A 17,031-nucleotide genomic window follows, 5' to 3' on the forward strand; every position below is an offset into this window, starting at 1 on the left:
CGAGAAAGCCTTACGTTTCAGGAACACAGGGATACGCACGCATGACCGAGGCTGTCGTCTTCATTCCGGGCCTGCTCTGCACCGAGCTGCTGTTTGCCGCACAGATCGCCGCCTTCTCGGACCGGCCGATCCTCATCGGCGATCACCGGGAAGCGGACAGTGTCAGCGCCATCGCGGAGGGCATTCTGGCAGCAGCACCTGAGCGCTTTGCCCTCGCCGGGCTTTCCATGGGCGGCTACATCGCCATGGAGATCATGCGCAAGGCGCCGGAGAAGGTGACGCGCCTGGCCCTGCTGGACACCAGCGCCCGGCCCGACATGCCGGAGCAGGGCGAGCGCCGCCGCGTTCTGATGCAGATGGCGCAGTCCGGCAAATTCGCCAAGGTGCCGCATCTGCTCTATCCGGGGCTGGTGGATGCCTCGCGCGCCGAAGATGAAACGCTGAAGGCCGTGGTGGTGGAAATGGCGGAAGACACGGGGCCCGAGGCTTTCGTGCGCCAGCAGACTGCCATCATGGCCCGGATCGACTCCCGCCCCTTCCTCGGCCAGATCGCCTGCCCCACGCTGGTTCTGGCAGGGGAAGGCGACACGCTGACGCCGCCCGCAATCGCCCGTGAGATCCACGAGGCCATCCCCGGCAGCCGCCTCAGCCTGATTGCCGGGGCCGGGCACCTCTCCACGCTGGAGGCCCCCGGCGCCGTCACCGCAGAGCTGCAGGCCTGGATGCGTGCCTGAGAGGTCAGGCCGGCCGCGTCACACTGCCGCAGGATTTGAGGGCCAATGCCGCAATCCCGCCGCAGACCGGGCATTTTCTTATGAGGCAGATCAAAACGGTTGTCACATTCCCTTGCTAACCTAGCGGCACGTGTGCATGCTGAGGTCTCACCCGCGGTAATTGCCAGCAGCATGCAGGCTACGGCCTGACAGACCGCAAGCAGCGGCAAGGCAGGCGTCTATCCTCTGAAGACGCGCAATCGACATCTGTGGGAGGTCGACATGACAAAAAACCGGATTGAACATGACACCGCCGGAAACGGCACCATGGGGCTCACCGCACCGTGGATGAATGTGGCATCCAGCAATTGGGCCAATAACTGGTCATGGGCCGAACGCTCTGACAAGCTGGGCGAACACACGCTCAGCGCCCTGGAAACCGCCAGCCGTCAGATGCTGGAAGGCAGCGAGAAGGCCTTCACCGGCCACATGGACTTCGTGAACCAGCGGCTCAAGGCAGATCTCGCCTGCTTCCGCTCGCTCGTGGCCTGCAAGGAACCGGCAGAAACCGCCAAGACCCTGCAGGGCTTCTTCCGTGACATGTGGCACGACTACGAGGCCCAGGCGCAGAAGACGCTGGAGCTGTTGCAGACCAGCCTCGCCGAAACCTCGAAGGCCGGGGATCTGGTCGTCGATACGGCGGCAGAGGTGGTCGAAGACATGGCCCAGCAGACCATGGAAGCGGCCTCCAAGGCCATGGAACCGGCCAACAGCAACGGCAGTGGCGAAACGGCAGCCCGCAAGGCCGCCCCGCGCGCAAAGCCGGCTGCCAGCGCCTGATCAGGCTCCATCCAACAACAGCCGGGCCACCCGTTCAAGCTGGCCCGGCTGCTGGCCCGGTTTCCAGTCTGGACTGACAGGAGGCAGAACTCAGTTGCGGTCTTCCGGCAGCACCGGAAGCGGGAGGATGCTGATGCCCTCTTCCAGCAGGGCCTGGGCATCATCCGGGCTGGTCTCGCCGTAAATGCTGCGATGATCCGCCTCGCCATAGTGCATCTTGCGGGCCTCATCGGCAAAGGACTGGCCCACATAATCGGCATTCGAGACGATCTGCTGGCGCAGCTCCCTGATCTTCTCAAGAAGCTCGGCGTGGCGCGAATCCGACGCAATCATGGCCGAAGTCGCCCCTGCACCGGTGGCCGGAGCAGCCGCTTCAACGGGTCCGGCAGCTGCCGCATCAGCACCGGCGGGCGCAAGGCTCTCCCTGCGCTCCGAAGTGCTGACGGCAGGCGCCATCAAAGCCTTGGTAACGTCATCAGACCCGCAGGCCGGACAGCTCATCAGTCCCTGCGCCGTCTGGCGCTCGAAATCTCCGGAATTGCGGAACCAGCCCTCGAACTCATGGGCATTGTCGCAGCGGAGCGTGTAACGGATCACGCCTCAATCTCCTTGCCGGTCTGCGTCAGGGTGAAATCCCGCTCGTTGGCGATGGCGGGAATGCGCTGACGCGCCTTCAGCGTTTCTTCTGTGTCGATACGGGCGGTCACGAAGCCCGGTTCATCATGGTCAAGTTCCGCGATCACCGCACCCCAGGGGTTGACGATCAGACTGTGGCCATAGGTCTCGCGCCCGTCCTCATGCTTGCCGCCCTGCGCGCTGGAGATGACGAAGGCGCCATTCTCGATCGCCCGCGCCCGCTGCAGCACATGCCAGTGCGCTTCGCCGGTCTGGCGGGTGAAGGCGGCCGGCATGGTCAGCACCTCGGCCCCGGCGCGCGCCTGTGCCCGGAACAGGGCCGGAAAGCGCACATCATAGCACACGGCCATGCCGAGCCGTGCAAAGGGCAGGTCGGCCACAAGGCTCTCGCAGCCGGGCCGGTAGGTGGCAGATTCCCGCCAGCTTTCGCCGTTGGGCAGATCCACGTCGAACATGTGGATCTTGTCGTATCTCGCCTTCAGGCTGCCATCGGGGCCAATGAGAAAGCCACGGTTTGCCGCCTTGCCCGGCTCCAGCAGAATGGCGAGCGAGCCAATATGCAGCCAGATGCCAAGCTCTGCGGCCAGCGCCCGGAACAGGGCCAGCGACGGATCGTCCGCCTCCACCCGGATCTTGGCCATCAGTTCCTCGCGGCTGCGCTCCAGCAGATTGGTCATCTCCGGCGTTTGCACATAGTCCGCCCCCGCTGCGGCCGCCTCGCGGATCAGCGCTTCGGCAGCGGCACTATTGGCAGCAACGTCCCGGCTGGAGCGAAGCTGAACGCAGGCGGCGGTAAAGATGGCCATCTGTCACAAGCTCCGGATCAGGCGGCGAGCATGGGATCGAGCTTGCCCGCCCGGTCCAGATCATGCAGGTCGTCACAGCCGCCCACATGCACCCCGCCGATGAAAATCTGCGGGAAGGTGCTGCGGCCATTGGCCTTGGCAATCATCTCGGCCCTGAGACCCGGATCAAAACTGGCGTCATGCTCGGTATAGGCAACGCCCTTGCTGTCCAGAAGGCGCTTGGCCGCAGAACAGTAGCCGCACATCTGCCGGGTGTAGATGATGACTTCAACCACGTTTCAACTCCTTATGGGCAGCTCACCGCCCCTCAGGCCACTGACAGCCCTCACAATCGTCATCCCGGACGCAGCGAAGCGGAGATCCGGGACCGGAGAGCCAAGGCCTTCCGGCTGCAGCTCCCTGAAACAGCATATGCCCCGGCTCACCAGTCCCGGCTCAAGGCCGGGATGACGATGGAGGGGCATCAGCCTGTCAAGAATGCTCACAGACAGTCAAACTGCGCTTACCGGCTTATATCTGCCGGAACTTGCGCCGGACAAGCCCCGAAAATGGCCGTGGCCGGAGGGAAACCAGTCAGTCTGCAGTGAGCGAGGGATCGGCGATGGCGAAGGTGAGCACGTCCACCTGCCGCGCACCGGCCCGCAGCAGCACCCGCGTGCAGGCCTCAACCGTTGATCCCGTTGTCAGAACATCATCCACCAGCACCACCGGCCGCCCGCTGATCTTCATGGCCGCCTCCGGCCGGAGCGCAAAGGCACCGCGCACATTGCGGCTGCGCTCATCCGCATGCAGGCCCACCTGCTGGCGGGTACGGCGCCGCCGCTCCAGCATCAGCGGTTCAAAGCCCACACCCTTGATGCGCGCCACCTCCTGCCCCAGCAAGGCTGCCTGATTGAACCGCCGCTGCCACAGGCGCGTGCGGTGCAGGGGCACGGGCAGAACCAGCGTGTCAGGCTGGAACAACTCACGCCCGGCAGCTGCCATCAGCCGCCCCATGGGGGCTGCCACCTCGCGCCGCCCGCCGAATTTGAGCGCCAGCACCAAGTCCCGCGCCGGGCCGCCATAGAGGGTGGCTGCACGGGCCCGGTTGAAGAGGGGCGGCGAGGCGATGGCGCGGGCACTCAGCCCTTCAGGCCCCAGATCAAACGAGAGCGGCGTACCATAACGGGCGCACCAGGGCGCCTCGATGAAGGGCATCAGCCCCCAGCAGGAGGGGCAGACTGCATCGGGCTCGGCAGCAGGGGCATCGCAAGTGAGGCAGCGCGGCGGCAGCAGAAAATCGAGCCCGGCACGCCAGATCCGGCGCAATCCGCCCAGGGGGCGGCGGCGCCAGTCAAGGCTGTGAAGACCTGCATCCGGTTCCTGAAGCATCTGCCGCCTCTTGCAACCCGTGGTTCACGTCACCCTAGCAGCTTTTGACGGAAGCGGAAGGCTGGGCCTATAAGGCAGCATGCCCGGCACCCGGAAGGCACCCACATGACCCGCATCGACCTCATCGACCGTTCCCTCTTCGCCCAGCGGCGCAGCCGTGCCCTTGAGTGCCGCACGGAAGGTGCCGATTTCCTGCTGGCCGCTGTCGCCGAAGATCTGGCGGACAGGATTGCGGCGGTGACGCGCGAATTCGGCACGGCGGTGGATCTGGGCGGCCACACCGGGCGGATTGCTGAAATCCTGCGCCAAAGCGGCAAGGCGGAGACGGTGCTGCGTGGTGACCTGTTCCTGCCCGACCCTGCCCTGCCCGCCCCGGACTTTGTCTGCGATGACGCGTTGTTGCCCTTGAGGGATGCGTCCGTTGGGCTGATCGTCTCGGCGCTCAGCCTGCAACTCGTCAACGACCTGCCGGGTGCGCTGATCCAGATCCGCCGGGCCTTGCGCCCGGACGGGCTGTTTCTGGGGGCGCTGCTGGGCGGGGATACCTTGAGCGAGTTGCGCGACTGCCTGATGCGGGCGGAGCTGGACGTGACCGGCGGCGCCGCCCCCCGCGTCGTGCCCTTTGCCGACACGCGGGATCTTGGCGCCCTGCTGCAGCGCGCAGGCTTTGCCCTGCCTGTGACAGACACGGACAAGCTGACGGTGCGCTACGACAATATCTTCGCGCTGATGCGGGATCTGAAGATGATGGGCGCCACATCGGCGCTGAACGAGCGCAGCCGCAAGCCCCTGTCACGGGCCGTGTTTCTGAAGGCGGCAGAACTCTATGCAGCAGATTACAGCGACCCGGACGGGCGCATCCGCGCAACATTTCAGGTGATGTATCTGTCCGGCTGGGCGCCGCATGAAAGCCAGCAGAAGCCGCGGAAGCCGGGGTCCGCGAAGGCACGGCTGGCCGATGCACTGAAAGTGCCGGAAGATAAAAGCGGGGCCTGATCAGCCGCCGCGCAGGGCCGTGCTGATGATGGAGAAGGCGGTACCGATATCCTGACCAATGGACAGGAGTGTCGCCATGATCGCTGCGGAGATGAAAGCCACCATCAGGCCGTATTCCACGGCCGTTGCGCCTTTCACGTCGTCCCGGAAGCGGGCCGCCAGATCAAGGCCGATCTGAACGCGCTTCCTGGCGGGGGCACCAAACATGCCTGCCGGATTTTCGTCCAGTCGCATTGCAACTCCTAACCAGCCAGATACGCGGCTGTTTGCCTGTCGGTCTACATCAGGCGCCGACCAACCCGATCAGATGGGGGATCAGCGGCTCATCGGCCGGTGGCATGGGGAATTCCCTGAGCTTGCCTGCCCGCACCCATTTCAGGGTCTGCCCTTCCTGGGCTGCGGGAGTTCCTTGCCATCGCCGACAGACATACAATGGCATGAGGAGGTGAAAATCTTCATAAGCGTGGCTGGCGAAGGTCAGAGGGGCTAGGCACTCTTCCTTAACGCTGATTCCAAGTTCCTCGGAAAGCTCGCGGATCAGGCAGGCTTCCGGCCTTTCTCCAGCTTCCACCTTGCCTCCGGGGAATTCCCAGAGCCCTGCCATGGACTTCCCCTCGGGCCGCTGCGCGATCAGGATACGCCCGTCCGCGTCAATGAGAGCACAGGCAACGACAAGAACCATCCGCATGGCATGTTCCAATTTTAGACAGTTTTGAGCGGGCTCTTAAAAATCTCAGAGCCCGCCCCGAAGAAAGTTTGACGGTTCAGCTGCGGTAATCGCCGTTGATCTCGACATAGGCCTTGGTCAGATCGCAAGTCCACACGGTGGCGGAGCCCTCGCCCAGACCAATCTCCGTGCGGATGACGATATGCTCGCGCTCCATCACGGCAGAAGCTGCCGCCTCCGAGTAATCCGGATCCCGCTCGCCATTGGCGGCCACACGCACATCGCCGAACCAGATGGCCAGACGGTCACGGTCCGCCGGCTCACCTGCCTTGCCGACAGCCATGACAACACGGCCCCAGTTGGCATCCTCACCGGCAATGGCGGTCTTCACCAGCGGCGAGTTGGCGATGGACAGGGCAATGCGCTTGGCCGACGCATCGGACGAGGCACCCTCGACGCGCACTTCCACGAACTTGCGGGCGCCTTCGCCATCCCGGACGATCTGGTGGGCCAGATCCTGCATCACCTCGCCCAGCGCCTGACGGAAAGGCTCCAGACGCGGATCGGAGGCTTCGATGACGCGCACAGCACCGCGTTCGGCCGCCTTGCCGGTGGCAAACAGCAGGGCCGTGTCGGAGGTGGAGGTGTCGCTGTCCACGGTGATGGCATTGAAGCTGCCGCCGACGGCGCCGGAGATCAGCTCCTGCAGCACGGGAGCTGCAATAGGGGCATCGGTGAAGAGGAAGGACAGCATGGTCGCCATGTCCGGGGCAATCATGCCCGCACCCTTGGCAATGCCGTTCAGCGTCACCGGCACACCGCCCAGATCCACCGTGCGGGTGGACACCTTCGGATAGGTGTCGGTGGTCATGATCGCCTTGGCCGTATCGAGCCAGGAACCGGCAACGGCATCAGACACCAGCCCGTCAACGACACCGGAGAACTTGTCCGCAGGCAGCGGTTCGCCGATCACGCCGGTGGAGGCGAGATAGATCTCGCCCTGGGCACAGCCGACCGCCTTGCTGACGATGTCCGCCGAAAGCTCGACCGCTGCCTTGCCCTTCTTGCCGGTGAAGGCATTGGCATTGCCGGAGTTGACCAGCAGCGCCCGGGCCTTGCCGGAGGGCAGATTGGCGCGGCACCAGTCCACCGGGGCGGAGGGGCAGAGCGAGCGGGTGAAGACACCGGCCACTTCCGTGCCCTCATCCATCAGCACAAGAAGCACATCCGTGCGGCCCTTGTACTTGATGCCGGCAGCCGCCGTGGCAAAACGCACGCCTTCGATGACGGGCATCTCAGGGTAGGACTTGGGGGCAAGCGGGGAAACTTCTGTCGACATGACGGCCTCTGGCACTCAAATGCAATGAGCCGCAGCCTTGCCCGATGGAAGGGGGGTGCGCAAGACCCATGACACCCCCTGAAACAGGAAATCCCCCGGCGGGGTGCCGGGGGATCCCTGTCAGATTGGAAGCGCTTTGCCTTCCGAACCGTCCGTCTTACTGCGCAGCAGGCTTTGCAGCCTCGCCAGCCGGGGCATCGGCAGCAGCATCCTGCTTGATGATTTCCACCGGATTTGCGGCCTTCAGCTCTTCGATCAGCGTTGCATAACGCTCACGCATCAGCATCTGGCGCAGGCCGTCGGAAACCTCTTCCAGCGACGGGGCGCTCTGGATGCGCTTGTCTTCGGATTTGATGATGTGCCAGCCGAACTGGCTCTCAACCGGCTCCTTGGTGTATTCGCCCGGCTGCAGGGCAAAGGCAGCCGCCTCGAACTCCGGCACCATGCGGCCCTTGGTGAAATAGTCGAGGTCACCGCCATTGGCAGCCGAACCGTCGCTGGAATTGGCCTTGGCCAGCTCGGCAAAGTCGGCGCCGCCGTCCAGCTCCTTGATCAGCGTTTCGGCGTCTTCCTTGGAGGAAACGAGGATATGACGGGCGCGGACTTCTTCTTCGCCCTGGAAATCCTTGAATTCCTTGTCATAGGCCGCCTTGAGGTCATCCTCGGTGATGGCGGCATCCAGCTTCTGCGCCACATAGGCATTGCGCAGGGCCTGCGTGGTCATGAAGCGGACCTGGCGCTGGAAGTCCTCATCCTTCTCAAGGCCTTCCTTCTTCGCCGCATCGGACAGAAGCGTCATGTCGATCATCACGTCCGTGAGAATCTGGCGCCACTGGGCCGGCGGGAAGCGCTGCAGCTGCGGGCCAAGGTCACGGGCGGCAAAGGCGATATCGGCTTCGGTGATTTCCGTGCTGCCGACCTTGGCAACAACGTCACCCGGTTCGGCCGCAGACAGGGCCGTGGCACCGAGGCTGAGCGCCGTTGCGGCGATCAGGACCGGGCGCAGGGGGCGGCTCATGAAAGAACGGAACATGTGGAGTCCTTAGGGTCAGAATTTGAACAGCTCTGCACCGCATGAGCGCGAGCTGCCGCAACCTTGCTGAAAGCGGCGGCGTTGACAAGCATCCTACCCCCTCTTATCTGTCGAACGTCCCGCGCCACCTTCAAGGGCGGGGCATCCATGGAACGGCAGCTTCGCAGCCCGCACGCGGGCAGGCAGGCGGACCGTGTACCGGAAATGAGATTTTTTTGAGGGCCGGCGACAGGGGCCTTGCACCTGATGCCGCCCGTCACTTGGAAGGACCGCCACATGGCCGGCCTTGGCGCATTAGCACGTAAGATTTTTGGCTCCCCGAGCGACCGCAAGATCAAGGCCATGAAGGCGAAGGTTGCGGCCATCAATGCTCTCGAAGCCGAAGTACAGGCATTGTCGGATGACGCGCTGCGCGCGCGCACCCAGACCTTCCGCGAGCAGCTGGCCAAAGGCGCCACGCTGGACGACATTCTGGCCCCTGCCTTCGCCACCGTGCGCGAGGCGGCCCGCCGCGCCCTCGGGCAGCGGCACTATGACGTCCAGCTGATCGGCGGCCTTGTCCTCAACTCCGGACAGATCTCCGAGATGCGCACCGGTGAAGGCAAGACGCTGGTCGCCACCGCGCCGGTCTATCTCAACGCCCTCGCAGGCAAGGGCGTCCACGTGGTGACCGTGAACGATTATCTGGCCCAGCGCGACGCCCAGATGATGGGCAAGGTCTACGGCTTCCTTGGCCTCAGCACCGGCGTCATCGTGCATGGCCTGTCCGACGAGGAGCGCCGCGCCGCCTATGCCGCCGACGTGACCTACGGCACCAACAACGAATTCGGCTTCGACTATCTGCGCGACAACATGAAGTATGAGCGTGCTTCGATGGTTCAGCGCGGCCACAACTTCGCTATCGTCGATGAAGTGGACTCGATCCTCATCGACGAGGCGCGCACGCCGCTGATCATCTCCGGCCCGCTAGAGGACCGCTCGGACTTCTACAACACGGTCGATGCCTTCATTCCGGCCCTGACGCCGGAAGATTACGAGATCGACGAGAAGCAGCGTTCGGCCACCTTCACCGAAAGCGGCAACGAAAAGCTGGAGAGCCTGCTGGGTGCAGCCAACCTGCTGCGCAGCGAGTCGCTTTATGACGTGGAAAACGTCAGCGCCGTGCATCACCTGCAGCAGGCGCTGAAGGCCCACAAGCTGTTCCAGCGCGACAAGGACTACATCGTCCGCAACGGCGAAGTCGTGATCATCGACGAATTCACCGGCCGCATGATGCCGGGCCGCCGCTATTCGGAAGGCCTGCATCAGGCACTGGAAGCGAAGGAAAAGGTCCGCATCCAGCCGGAGAACCAGACCCTCGCCTCGATCACCTTCCAGAACTATTTCCGCATGTATGACAAGCTGGCCGGCATGACCGGTACGGCTGCGACCGAGGCGGACGAGTTCCAGGACATCTACGGGCTGGAAGTGGTCGAGATCCCGACCAACATGCCGGTCAAGCGCGTCGATGACGACGACGAGGTCTACCGGACCGCGGACGAGAAGTTCAACGCCATCGTGGCGCTGATCGACGACTGCAAGTCCCGCCAGCAGCCGGTTCTGGTCGGCACCACCTCGATCGAAAAATCGGAAATGCTGGCCGAGCGCCTGCGCCAGCACGGCTACCGTCAGGTGGATGTGACCGATCCCAACGCCTTTGCGCCGCTGCAGAACGGCGATCAGGGCGGCAAGGAAGACAAGGTCTTCGCGGTGCTGAACGCCCGCTACCACGAGCAGGAAGCCTTCATCATCTCCCAGGCCGGTCTGCCCGGTGCCGTGACCATCGCCACCAACATGGCCGGCCGCGGCACGGACATCCAGCTTGGCGGCAACCCGGACATGCGCATCGAGCGCGAACTGGCGGACATGGAAGCCGGCCCCGAGCGTGATGCGCGCGTGGCCGCGATCCGCGCCGAAATCGAAGTCCTGAAGCAGAAGGCACTGACGGCCGGCGGTCTTTACGTCATCGGCACCGAGCGCCACGAGAGCCGGCGCATCGACAACCAGCTGCGCGGCCGTTCGGGCCGTCAGGGCGACCCCGGCCATTCCAAGTTCTTCCTGTCGCTGCAGGACGACCTGATGCGCATCTTCGGTTCCGACCGGATGGATTCCATGCTGCAGAAGCTGGGCCTGAAGGACGGCGAGGCCATCATCCACCCCTGGATCAACCGGGCGCTGGCCAAGGCCCAGCAGAAGGTGGAAGCGCGCAACTTCGACATCCGCAAGAACCTGCTGAAGTTCGATGACGTGATGAACGACCAGCGCAAGGTGGTGTTCGAGCAGCGCATCGACCTGATGGATGGCGAGGACCTCGGCCAGACCGTGACCGACATGCGTCACGAGATGATCGACAATCTCGTCTCACGGCATATCCCCGAACGCGCCTATCCCGAACAGTGGGATACGGAAGGCCTGACTAAGGAAGTGCAGACCCTCCTCAACCTTGACCTGCCGATCGTCGACTGGGCCAAGGAAGAGGGCATTGCCGATGAGGAAGTGCGCGAGCGCCTCATGAAGGCCGCCGACGCCGTCATGGAAGATAAGCTTGGCCGTTTCGGCCAGCAGATCATGAGCCAGGTGGAAAAGGCCATCCTGCTGCAGACGCTGGACAATCTCTGGCGCGAGCATCTGGCGAACCTCGATCATCTGCGTTCGGTCATCGGCTTCCGCGGCTATGCCCAGCGTGACCCGCTGCAGGAATACAAGACCGAAGCCTTCAACCTGTTCGAGACCATGCTGACCCAGCTGCGCCAGATCACCACCTCCCAGCTGATGCGGGTGGAACTGGTGACCCAGCAGGCGCCGCAGATGCCGGAAGAGCCGCGCGAGATGCATCCCCATCACCTCAACCCGGTGACGGGCGAGGACGAGATGGCCGATGAGCGGTCGTCGGGCGGTTTTGCTGCCACCGGCATTGCCCGCGACCCGAATGATCCCGCGACCTGGGGCAAGGTCGGCCGCAACGAGGTCTGCCCCTGCGGCTCGGGCAAGAAGTACAAGCACTGCCACGGCGTGCTGAGCTGACAAGAAGCAGATGCCTCCGGCCCGGCCGGGGGCATTTTTCCTGACGGGCCGGCCAGCGGCGTGACCCGTCCAGAATCCGAATGTGGGATGCCTTCACCATGGACTTCCCGCCCTCAGCGGCCAGCCAGTCCGTCTATCTGGAGCGGCGCGCCGCCCGGCGCCCCTCCCGCCCGCTCTTGTCCATCGTTGTACCCGTCTACAACGAAGCCGAAGTGCTGGATATTTTCCTCACCGAAACTCAGGCAGCCCTTGCCGGCCTTCCCGCGGAGAGCGAATTCATCTTCATTGATGATGGCAGCAGCGACGATACGGCCCGCATCATCTGCCGCCATCTGTCGGAGGGCCTTCCCGGGAAGCTGATCGGCCTGTCGCGCAATTTCGGCAAGGAAGCTGCCCTCACCGCAGGTCTTGACCACGCCAAGGGTGACATTCTCGTCATTCTCGACGCTGACTTGCAGGATCCGCCCGGCCTCATCCCCGAAATGCTGGAACTCTGGAAGCAAGGCTATGACGTGATCTATGGCCTCAGGGTGGACAGGTCGCAGGACACCCTGATGAAGCGCAGCACGGCCAGCATGTTCTACCGGCTCTTCGACCGGCTGACGAATATCCACATGCCGGCCAATGCGGGAGACTTCCGCCTGATCGACCGCAGTGTAGCAGAGTCCCTCGGGCGCCTGCCGGAGCGCAGCCGCTTCATGAAAGGCCTTTTTGCCTGGGTTGGCCATCCCACCACCTTCCTGCCCTACGAACGCCCGCCGCGGCGGGCCGGGGAAGGCAAGTGGAACTACTGGAAGCTCTGGAACTTCGCCCTTGACGGCCTTGCCAGCTTCACCAGCGTGCCCCTGCGGGTCTGGCTGTACTGCGGCGGCCTCATCGCAACAGCGGCATTTGCCTATGCAATGGTTCTGGTGGCACGGGTGATCCTCTATGGCATCGATGTGCCGGGTTATGCCTCGCTGATGGTGAGTGTCCTGTTCTTCTCCGGGTTGCAACTGCTGTCCATCGGCATCATTGGCGAATACATCGGACGGCTCTTCATCGAAACGAAGCAGCGGCCGGTCTATCTGGTGCAGGACATCATTGAATCGTCCGCAACACCAGCGGGTGCAAATCCCTCCGGCGGGGAGAGCGCATGATGACCCGGGAACGGCAGCAGCGGCTTCTGCGGGAGTTCGCCACCATCGCCCGTTTCGGCATCGTCGGCGTATCGGCCGCCGTGGTGCACGCCTGTGTGGCCGTTGGCCTGCTGGAACTCGCCCATGTGCCGCCGATACTCTCCAACATCGGCGGGTTTCTGGTGGCCTTCATCGTCTCGTTCACCGGCCATCACGCCTGGAGCTTCCGCTCTGCGGATGAGGTACAGACCGGCCAGCGCATGCGCCGCTTCTTCGTGCTGGCTGCCGCCGGCTTCGTGCTGAACAACGGCGCCCTGGCGGCCCTGCTGAAATTCACCCAGCTGCCCGGCGCGGTGGGCATCATCATTGCGATCTTCGTGGTTCCGCCGCTCACCTTCCTCGGCGCCCGGCTCTGGGCCTTTGCCGAACCGTCAAACTCCGCCTCCCGATGACCGGACGACCGATGATGTCAGCCGCCCGCGCAACCCTTCTCTACTGCCTTGCCATCTGCCTGCTCTGGGCCCTGGTGCCGAGTGTGCTGTTTCCCAATCCGCCGCTGGATGTGGTGGAGGGCTTTGCCTGGGGCCGGGATCTGGCGCTCGGCTACACCAAGCACCCGCCGCTGCAGGCCTGGCTGCTGGAGGGGAGCTATCATCTGACCGGCGGCCATGCCTTCGGCGCCTACTGGCTGAGCCAGATCTGCTACGCCCTCACCTATCTGGCGATCTGGCTGCTGGGCCGGGACATGGGCCTTGCGCCCGGGCAGCGGTTCTGGGCCATTGCGGCCACCAGCTGCGCCTTCTACTTCACCCTGCCCGCGCCGGAGTTCAACCCGAACATCCTGCAGATCCCCGTCTGGGCCGGCATGCTGCTGTTCTTCCACAGAGGCCTTTCCAGGGGGCGGCTGGCGGACTGGCTGCTGCTCGGTCTCACCGCCGCACTCGGGCTCTATGCCAAGTATTTTACCGGCCTGCTCATCGGCTGCATCGGGCTCTATGCGCTGACCTTCCGCGATGCGCGCCGCTGCCTTGCAACGCCCGGCCCCTATCTGGCCATGGCGCTGGCGCTGGTGCTTTTTGCGCCGCATGTCTGGTGGCTGCTGGAGACGGATTTTCTGACCTTCACCTATGCCGCAAGCCGCAGTGTTCCGGCAGAAGGCATCGCAGACCACATTCTCAACCCGGTCAACTTCCTGCTCGGCCAGTTTGGCAGCATGGCGCCGGTGCTGATCCCCATTTTCGCCGGGCTCGGTCTGGCGGGCCTGCGCGGCACGGCGCCACAAGGTGAGCCGCCCCGTGGCAGTTCGGCGGATCTGCGTTTCCTGCTGTGGTTCACCCTGCTGCCTGCTCTTGTCGTGATGCTGGTCTCCGGCATGACCGGCAATGCCTTTAAGCAGATGTGGGGCGCGTCCATGTTCACGCTGGCGGGGCTCTTGCTGGTGCGCTTCGCCTCAGCCCGCAACGGCAACTGGTCCATCCGCCGCGCGCTGACAGCAGCCGCTGCAGTGCAGGTGATCTTTCTCAGCGTTGCCGCCGGGCAGGCGCTGGTGGAGCCGCTGATCAAGAAAAAGCCGACGCGCATTCACTTCCCCGGTGCAGCCGTCGCAGAGCAGGCGGACAGGGCTTGGCGCGAGGCAACCGGCACGCCGCTCACCTATGTGGCGGGCGACATGTGGCCGGCGGCCCATGTCACCCTGTTCTCTGCGGACAGGCCGCATCTCTTCACCGATCACATCCCCGCCATTGCCCCGTGGATCAGCATGGAGCACGTGAAGAGGACCGGCGTTCTGGTGATCTGGACGGGTGACAGCGAAACGCCCACAGGCTCGCTGGCCGCGCTCTATCCGGGCCGCCTGCGCGATGGCTTTGCCGACATCCCTTATGCCGCCCCCGCCAAATGGCCGCCGCTGCGCCTCAACTGGCTGATCGTCCGGCCCGGGGAGGCCGCCGGCGGGTAAGACCGCCTGTTGTTCGCCCCGGCCATCTCCTTCTCTCCGTCATGCCATGACTTGATCATGGCATCCATGCCGTTTCGCCCCGGCAAGCGGAGAAGCCAGACATGGATGCAGAGAGATGCCCCGAACGCGCGGAAAGGACACGGGGTGGATGCCATGGTCAAAGCCATGGCAGGACGAAGCCTATTGAGTTTTCTCGTATTTTTCTCGCAAGACGCCGGCTGTTGTTCGCTCCGGCCATCGCCCTTCTCTCCGTCATGCCATGACTTGATCATGGCATCCATACCGTTTCGCCCTGGCAAGGAGAGAAGCCAGACATGGGTGCAGGGAGATGCCCCACACCCGGAGACGACACGGGGTGGATGCCATGATCAAAGCCATGGCATGACGAAACCTATTGAGTTTTCTCGTATTTTTCTCGCAAGACGCCGGCTGTTGTTCGCTCCGGCCATCTCCCTTCTCTCCCTCATGCCATGACTTGATCATGGCATCCATGCCGTTTCGCCCCGGCAAGCGGAGAAGCCAGACATGGGTGCAGAGAGATGCCCCGAACGCGCGGAAAGGACACGGAGTGGATGCCATGGTCAAGCCATGGCATGACGAAGCCTATTGAGTTTTCTCGTATTTTCCCCTCGAGCGCCTCAGCGGATCACCACCTTGGCGCCCACGGAAACCTCGCTGTAGAGGTGTTCCACGTCATCGTTCCACATGCGGAAGCAGCCGGAGGAGACGGCCTGGCCGATGCTCCAGTCCTCGTTGGTGCCGTGGATGCGGTAGACCGTGTTGCCCAGATACAGCGCACGGGCGCCCATCGGGTTCTGCGGGCCGCCAGCCATGAAGGCAGGCAGCTTGCGGCCCTTCTTGCGCTCGCGGGCGATCATTTCCGGCGGCGGCGTCCAGCCCGGCCACTCGGCCTTGCGGGTGACCTTTTCCTCGCCCTTCCAGGTGAAGCCGTCCCGGCCGACGCCGATGCCGTAGCGCATGGCCTTGCCGTTCCCCAGCACGTGGTAAAGGCGGCGCTCCGTGGTGTCGACGATGATCGTGCCGGGCGCCTCCGGGCCGCGGTAATCCACTGTCTTGCGCTTGTATTCCCGGCGGGCGATCTTGGCCGCCACTTCCGGGGTCAGCTTCATTTCCTGCCACTGGCGCGTGACCGGATCATAATAGGTGTTGTCATAGGCCGATGCGGGCACGGCAGAAAATGCGCTCAAGGCGATGCCGGCAGCAGCAGCCATGAAGGTCAGGCGGGACAGACGGTGCATGGGAAGGCTCGCTGGAAGGTTTCGGTTGGATCAAACACAGGAACGCAACGGGAGTGCCCGCACGGTGACGGGCTGAAACTCCAGTATTTCTAGCGTTTTCGTGGTGAAGAAACCGTTACATGTCCAGGCGGAAAGCCTCAGCCTGCTTTTCCGGCCAGAAATGCTTCCACATCCGCCCGGCGCGGCAGCGGCGCAACCGCGCCATAGCCGGTAACGGAGAGCGCTGCCGCCGCATTGGCATGGGCAGCTGCCGCAAATGCATCGCCGCTGCGCAGGTATTCGGCCAGGAACGCACCGTCGAAGGCGTCGCCTGCGCCCGTCGCATCCACAGCCTTCACCTTGTGGGCCGCCAGCGTCTCGCGGCGCTCTGCCGTAGCAACCAGCACGCCATCGCCGCCCATGGTCAGCGCCACCACCTTGGCACCGAGGCCAAGCAGTTCATCGGCGATGCCATCAGCATCCTGCGCATGGCAGATCTGGCGGGCGTCATCGAGGCCCGGCAGGATGATATCCGTCATGCCGATGGTGGAGCGGATCACCGCACGGGCGCGGGCCAGTGGCCACAAAGCAAGGCGCAGGTTGGTGTCGTAAGAGATCAGGCCGCCCGCAGCCCGCACCTGCTCGACGGCTGCAAAGCAGGCGTCGCAGGCAGACGCCGAAATCGCCTGGCTGATGGCGGAAAAATGCAGCACGCGGGTGCTGGCCAGCATGTCCTTCGGCAGGTCGCGCGGCTGGTAGAGGCTGGCGGCGGAGCCTGCCCGGCGGTAGGAGAAGCGGTGGCCATCGGCGCCGTGGGTGACGAAATAGATGCCGGTCGGCGCATCCGGGTTGGCCTTGACCTCGCTATCGTCCACGCCTTCGGCTTTCCACATGGCGCGCAGGCTGTCGCCGAACACATCGGTGCCCAGAGCCGTCGCCAGCGCCACACGGGCACCCTGACGGGCCGCAGCCACGGCGGCGTTGGACACATCACCGCCAAAACCGGGGTGATAGGCACCACCGGCCTCATGCTGGTTCAGCTCAACCATGGGCTCGCCAAGGCAAACGATATCCACCGCGCTCGTCATCTGAAAATCACCCTGAAACAAAGAGGTTTGCCGCTTCTAGACCAGCCGGAGAGCGATGAGAAGCATCTTTCAATCGATTTAATGCCCCGGCAGGTGCAAAGTCCATCCTCTTAAGCGGCCACCTCCGCCCGCCATTCGGGCGGCTAGGCAGAGCGGAACCGGGACG

The 17,031-nt window shown here is 64.1% G+C and carries 17 protein-coding genes; 7 read left to right on the forward strand and 10 right to left on the reverse strand.

What is annotated here, in order from left to right; all coding sequences use genetic code 11:
* Window positions 1-41 precede the first annotated feature (41 nt).
* A complete protein-coding gene (locus tag ACVNHC_RS19965) occupies window positions 42-734 on the forward strand; it encodes an alpha/beta fold hydrolase (RefSeq protein ID WP_123195261.1) in 693 nt (230 codons plus the stop codon).
* A gap of 261 nt (window positions 735-995) precedes the next feature.
* Window positions 996-1,553, forward strand: a complete 558-nt coding sequence (locus ACVNHC_RS19970) for a phasin family protein (RefSeq protein WP_050475142.1) — start codon at window positions 996-998, stop codon at window positions 1,551-1,553.
* 90 nt (window positions 1,554-1,643) lie between these two features.
* Here ACVNHC_RS19970 and ACVNHC_RS19975 read toward each other — a convergent pair whose 3' ends face one another.
* From ACVNHC_RS19975 to ACVNHC_RS19990, 4 genes are all read right to left on the reverse strand, one after another.
* On the reverse strand, window positions 1,644-2,150 hold the full coding sequence (locus tag ACVNHC_RS19975; RefSeq protein ID WP_457169007.1) for a DUF1178 family protein: 507 nt from the start codon (window positions 2,148-2,150) through the stop codon (window positions 1,644-1,646).
* On the reverse strand, window positions 2,147-2,995 hold the full coding sequence (locus tag ACVNHC_RS19980; protein ID WP_457169009.1) for a carbon-nitrogen hydrolase family protein: 849 nt from the start codon (window positions 2,993-2,995) through the stop codon (window positions 2,147-2,149). The genes ACVNHC_RS19975 and ACVNHC_RS19980 overlap by 4 nt, the downstream gene beginning before the upstream one ends.
* 17 nt (window positions 2,996-3,012) lie before the next feature.
* Window positions 3,013-3,270: a glutaredoxin 3 gene (grxC, locus tag ACVNHC_RS19985; RefSeq protein ID WP_082206150.1), complete on the reverse strand. Its 258-nt coding sequence runs from the start codon at window positions 3,268-3,270 to the stop codon at window positions 3,013-3,015.
* A gap of 298 nt (window positions 3,271-3,568) precedes the next feature.
* A complete protein-coding gene (locus tag ACVNHC_RS19990; RefSeq protein ID WP_457169011.1) occupies window positions 3,569-4,366 on the reverse strand; it encodes a ComF family protein in 798 nt (265 codons plus the stop codon).
* A 105-nt stretch (window positions 4,367-4,471) separates the two neighbouring features.
* On the opposite strand from ACVNHC_RS19990, the gene ACVNHC_RS19995 reads away from it, so the two are divergent.
* Complete coding sequence (locus tag ACVNHC_RS19995) at window positions 4,472-5,362, forward strand: methyltransferase domain-containing protein (protein WP_457169013.1); 891 nt, start codon at window positions 4,472-4,474, stop codon at window positions 5,360-5,362.
* On the opposite strand, the gene ACVNHC_RS20000 is transcribed toward ACVNHC_RS19995, so the two are convergent.
* The 4 genes from ACVNHC_RS20000 to ACVNHC_RS20015 all read right to left on the reverse strand — a co-directional run bounded on the left by ACVNHC_RS20000 (window position 5,363) and on the right by ACVNHC_RS20015 (window position 8,401).
* On the reverse strand, window positions 5,363-5,596 hold the full coding sequence (locus tag ACVNHC_RS20000) for a Flp family type IVb pilin (protein ID WP_197717536.1): 234 nt from the start codon (window positions 5,594-5,596) through the stop codon (window positions 5,363-5,365). It lies immediately after the preceding gene.
* Window positions 5,597-5,645: 49 nt separating this feature from the next.
* Window positions 5,646-6,050, reverse strand: coding sequence for an 8-oxo-dGTP diphosphatase MutT (mutT, locus tag ACVNHC_RS20005; protein WP_050475137.1), 405 nt, complete (start codon window positions 6,048-6,050; stop codon window positions 5,646-5,648).
* A gap of 76 nt (window positions 6,051-6,126) precedes the next feature.
* A complete protein-coding gene (argJ, locus tag ACVNHC_RS20010) occupies window positions 6,127-7,368 on the reverse strand; it encodes a bifunctional glutamate N-acetyltransferase/amino-acid acetyltransferase ArgJ (RefSeq protein ID WP_457169016.1) in 1,242 nt (413 codons plus the stop codon).
* Between the two features lie 157 nt (window positions 7,369-7,525).
* Complete coding sequence (locus ACVNHC_RS20015) at window positions 7,526-8,401, reverse strand: peptidylprolyl isomerase (RefSeq protein WP_457169018.1); 876 nt, start codon at window positions 8,399-8,401, stop codon at window positions 7,526-7,528.
* A gap of 276 nt (window positions 8,402-8,677) precedes the next feature.
* Here ACVNHC_RS20015 and secA point away from each other — a divergent pair, with 276 nt between their 5' ends.
* The 4 genes from secA to ACVNHC_RS20035 all read left to right on the forward strand — a co-directional run bounded on the left by secA (window position 8,678) and on the right by ACVNHC_RS20035 (window position 14,539).
* Window positions 8,678-11,464: a preprotein translocase subunit SecA gene (gene secA / locus ACVNHC_RS20020; RefSeq protein WP_457169284.1), complete on the forward strand. Its 2,787-nt coding sequence runs from the start codon at window positions 8,678-8,680 to the stop codon at window positions 11,462-11,464.
* A gap of 98 nt (window positions 11,465-11,562) precedes the next feature.
* Window positions 11,563-12,603 (forward strand): glycosyltransferase family 2 protein, encoded by a 1,041-nt coding sequence (locus ACVNHC_RS20025; RefSeq protein ID WP_457169020.1) that lies wholly within the window; start codon window positions 11,563-11,565, stop codon window positions 12,601-12,603.
* Window positions 12,600-13,034: a GtrA family protein gene (locus ACVNHC_RS20030; RefSeq protein WP_457169022.1), complete on the forward strand. Its 435-nt coding sequence runs from the start codon at window positions 12,600-12,602 to the stop codon at window positions 13,032-13,034. Before ACVNHC_RS20025 ends, ACVNHC_RS20030 begins: the two co-directional genes overlap by 4 nt.
* 11 nt (window positions 13,035-13,045) lie before the next feature.
* The gene (locus tag ACVNHC_RS20035) at window positions 13,046-14,539 is read left to right on the forward strand and encodes a glycosyltransferase family 39 protein (protein ID WP_457169024.1); all 1,494 of its coding nucleotides are present in this window, start codon (window positions 13,046-13,048) and stop codon (window positions 14,537-14,539) included.
* Between the two features lie 638 nt (window positions 14,540-15,177).
* Here the strand turns inward: ACVNHC_RS20035 and ACVNHC_RS20040 are convergent.
* Both ACVNHC_RS20040 and ACVNHC_RS20045 read right to left on the reverse strand, forming a co-directional pair.
* Window positions 15,178-15,798 carry a L,D-transpeptidase gene (locus ACVNHC_RS20040; RefSeq protein WP_058898638.1) on the reverse strand — a complete coding sequence of 207 codons (621 nt, stop codon included), beginning with the start codon at window positions 15,796-15,798 and terminating at the stop codon, window positions 15,178-15,180.
* 137 nt (window positions 15,799-15,935) lie between these two features.
* Window positions 15,936-16,865 carry a sugar kinase gene (locus tag ACVNHC_RS20045; protein WP_374630332.1) on the reverse strand — a complete coding sequence of 310 codons (930 nt, stop codon included), beginning with the start codon at window positions 16,863-16,865 and terminating at the stop codon, window positions 15,936-15,938.
* Window positions 16,866-17,031 lie beyond the last annotated feature (166 nt).

It is taken from the genome of Pannonibacter sp. Q-1 (assembly GCF_054073275.1).

Excerpts from the sequence above, each read along its gene's own strand:
- ACVNHC_RS19970 (WP_050475142.1), top strand. The coding sequence starts at position 996 with ATGACAAAAAACCGGATTGAACATGACACCGCCGGAAACGGCACCATG.
- ACVNHC_RS19995 (WP_457169013.1), top strand. The coding sequence starts at position 4,472 with ATGACCCGCATCGACCTCATCGACCGTTCCCTCTTCGCCCAGCGGCGC.
- ACVNHC_RS20025 (WP_457169020.1), top strand. The coding sequence starts at position 11,563 with ATGGACTTCCCGCCCTCAGCGGCCAGCCAGTCCGTCTATCTGGAGCGG.
- mutT (WP_050475137.1), bottom strand. The coding sequence starts at position 6,050 with ATGCGGATGGTTCTTGTCGTTGCCTGTGCTCTCATTGACGCGGACGGG.
- ACVNHC_RS20000 (WP_197717536.1), bottom strand. The coding sequence starts at position 5,596 with ATGCGACTGGACGAAAATCCGGCAGGCATGTTTGGTGCCCCCGCCAGG.
- ACVNHC_RS20045 (WP_374630332.1), bottom strand. The coding sequence starts at position 16,865 with ATGACGAGCGCGGTGGATATCGTTTGCCTTGGCGAGCCCATGGTTGAG.
- ACVNHC_RS19990 (WP_457169011.1), bottom strand. The coding sequence starts at position 4,366 with ATGCTTCAGGAACCGGATGCAGGTCTTCACAGCCTTGACTGGCGCCGC.
- argJ (WP_457169016.1), bottom strand. The coding sequence starts at position 7,368 with ATGTCGACAGAAGTTTCCCCGCTTGCCCCCAAGTCCTACCCTGAGATG.
- ACVNHC_RS19980 (WP_457169009.1), bottom strand. The coding sequence starts at position 2,995 with ATGGCCATCTTTACCGCCGCCTGCGTTCAGCTTCGCTCCAGCCGGGAC.
- ACVNHC_RS19965 (WP_123195261.1), top strand. The coding sequence starts at position 42 with ATGACCGAGGCTGTCGTCTTCATTCCGGGCCTGCTCTGCACCGAGCTG.
- ACVNHC_RS20030 (WP_457169022.1), top strand. The coding sequence starts at position 12,600 with ATGATGACCCGGGAACGGCAGCAGCGGCTTCTGCGGGAGTTCGCCACC.
- secA (WP_457169284.1), top strand. The coding sequence starts at position 8,678 with ATGGCCGGCCTTGGCGCATTAGCACGTAAGATTTTTGGCTCCCCGAGC.
- ACVNHC_RS20015 (WP_457169018.1), bottom strand. The coding sequence starts at position 8,401 with ATGTTCCGTTCTTTCATGAGCCGCCCCCTGCGCCCGGTCCTGATCGCC.
- ACVNHC_RS20040 (WP_058898638.1), bottom strand. The coding sequence starts at position 15,798 with ATGCACCGTCTGTCCCGCCTGACCTTCATGGCTGCTGCTGCCGGCATC.
- ACVNHC_RS20035 (WP_457169024.1), top strand. The coding sequence starts at position 13,046 with ATGATGTCAGCCGCCCGCGCAACCCTTCTCTACTGCCTTGCCATCTGC.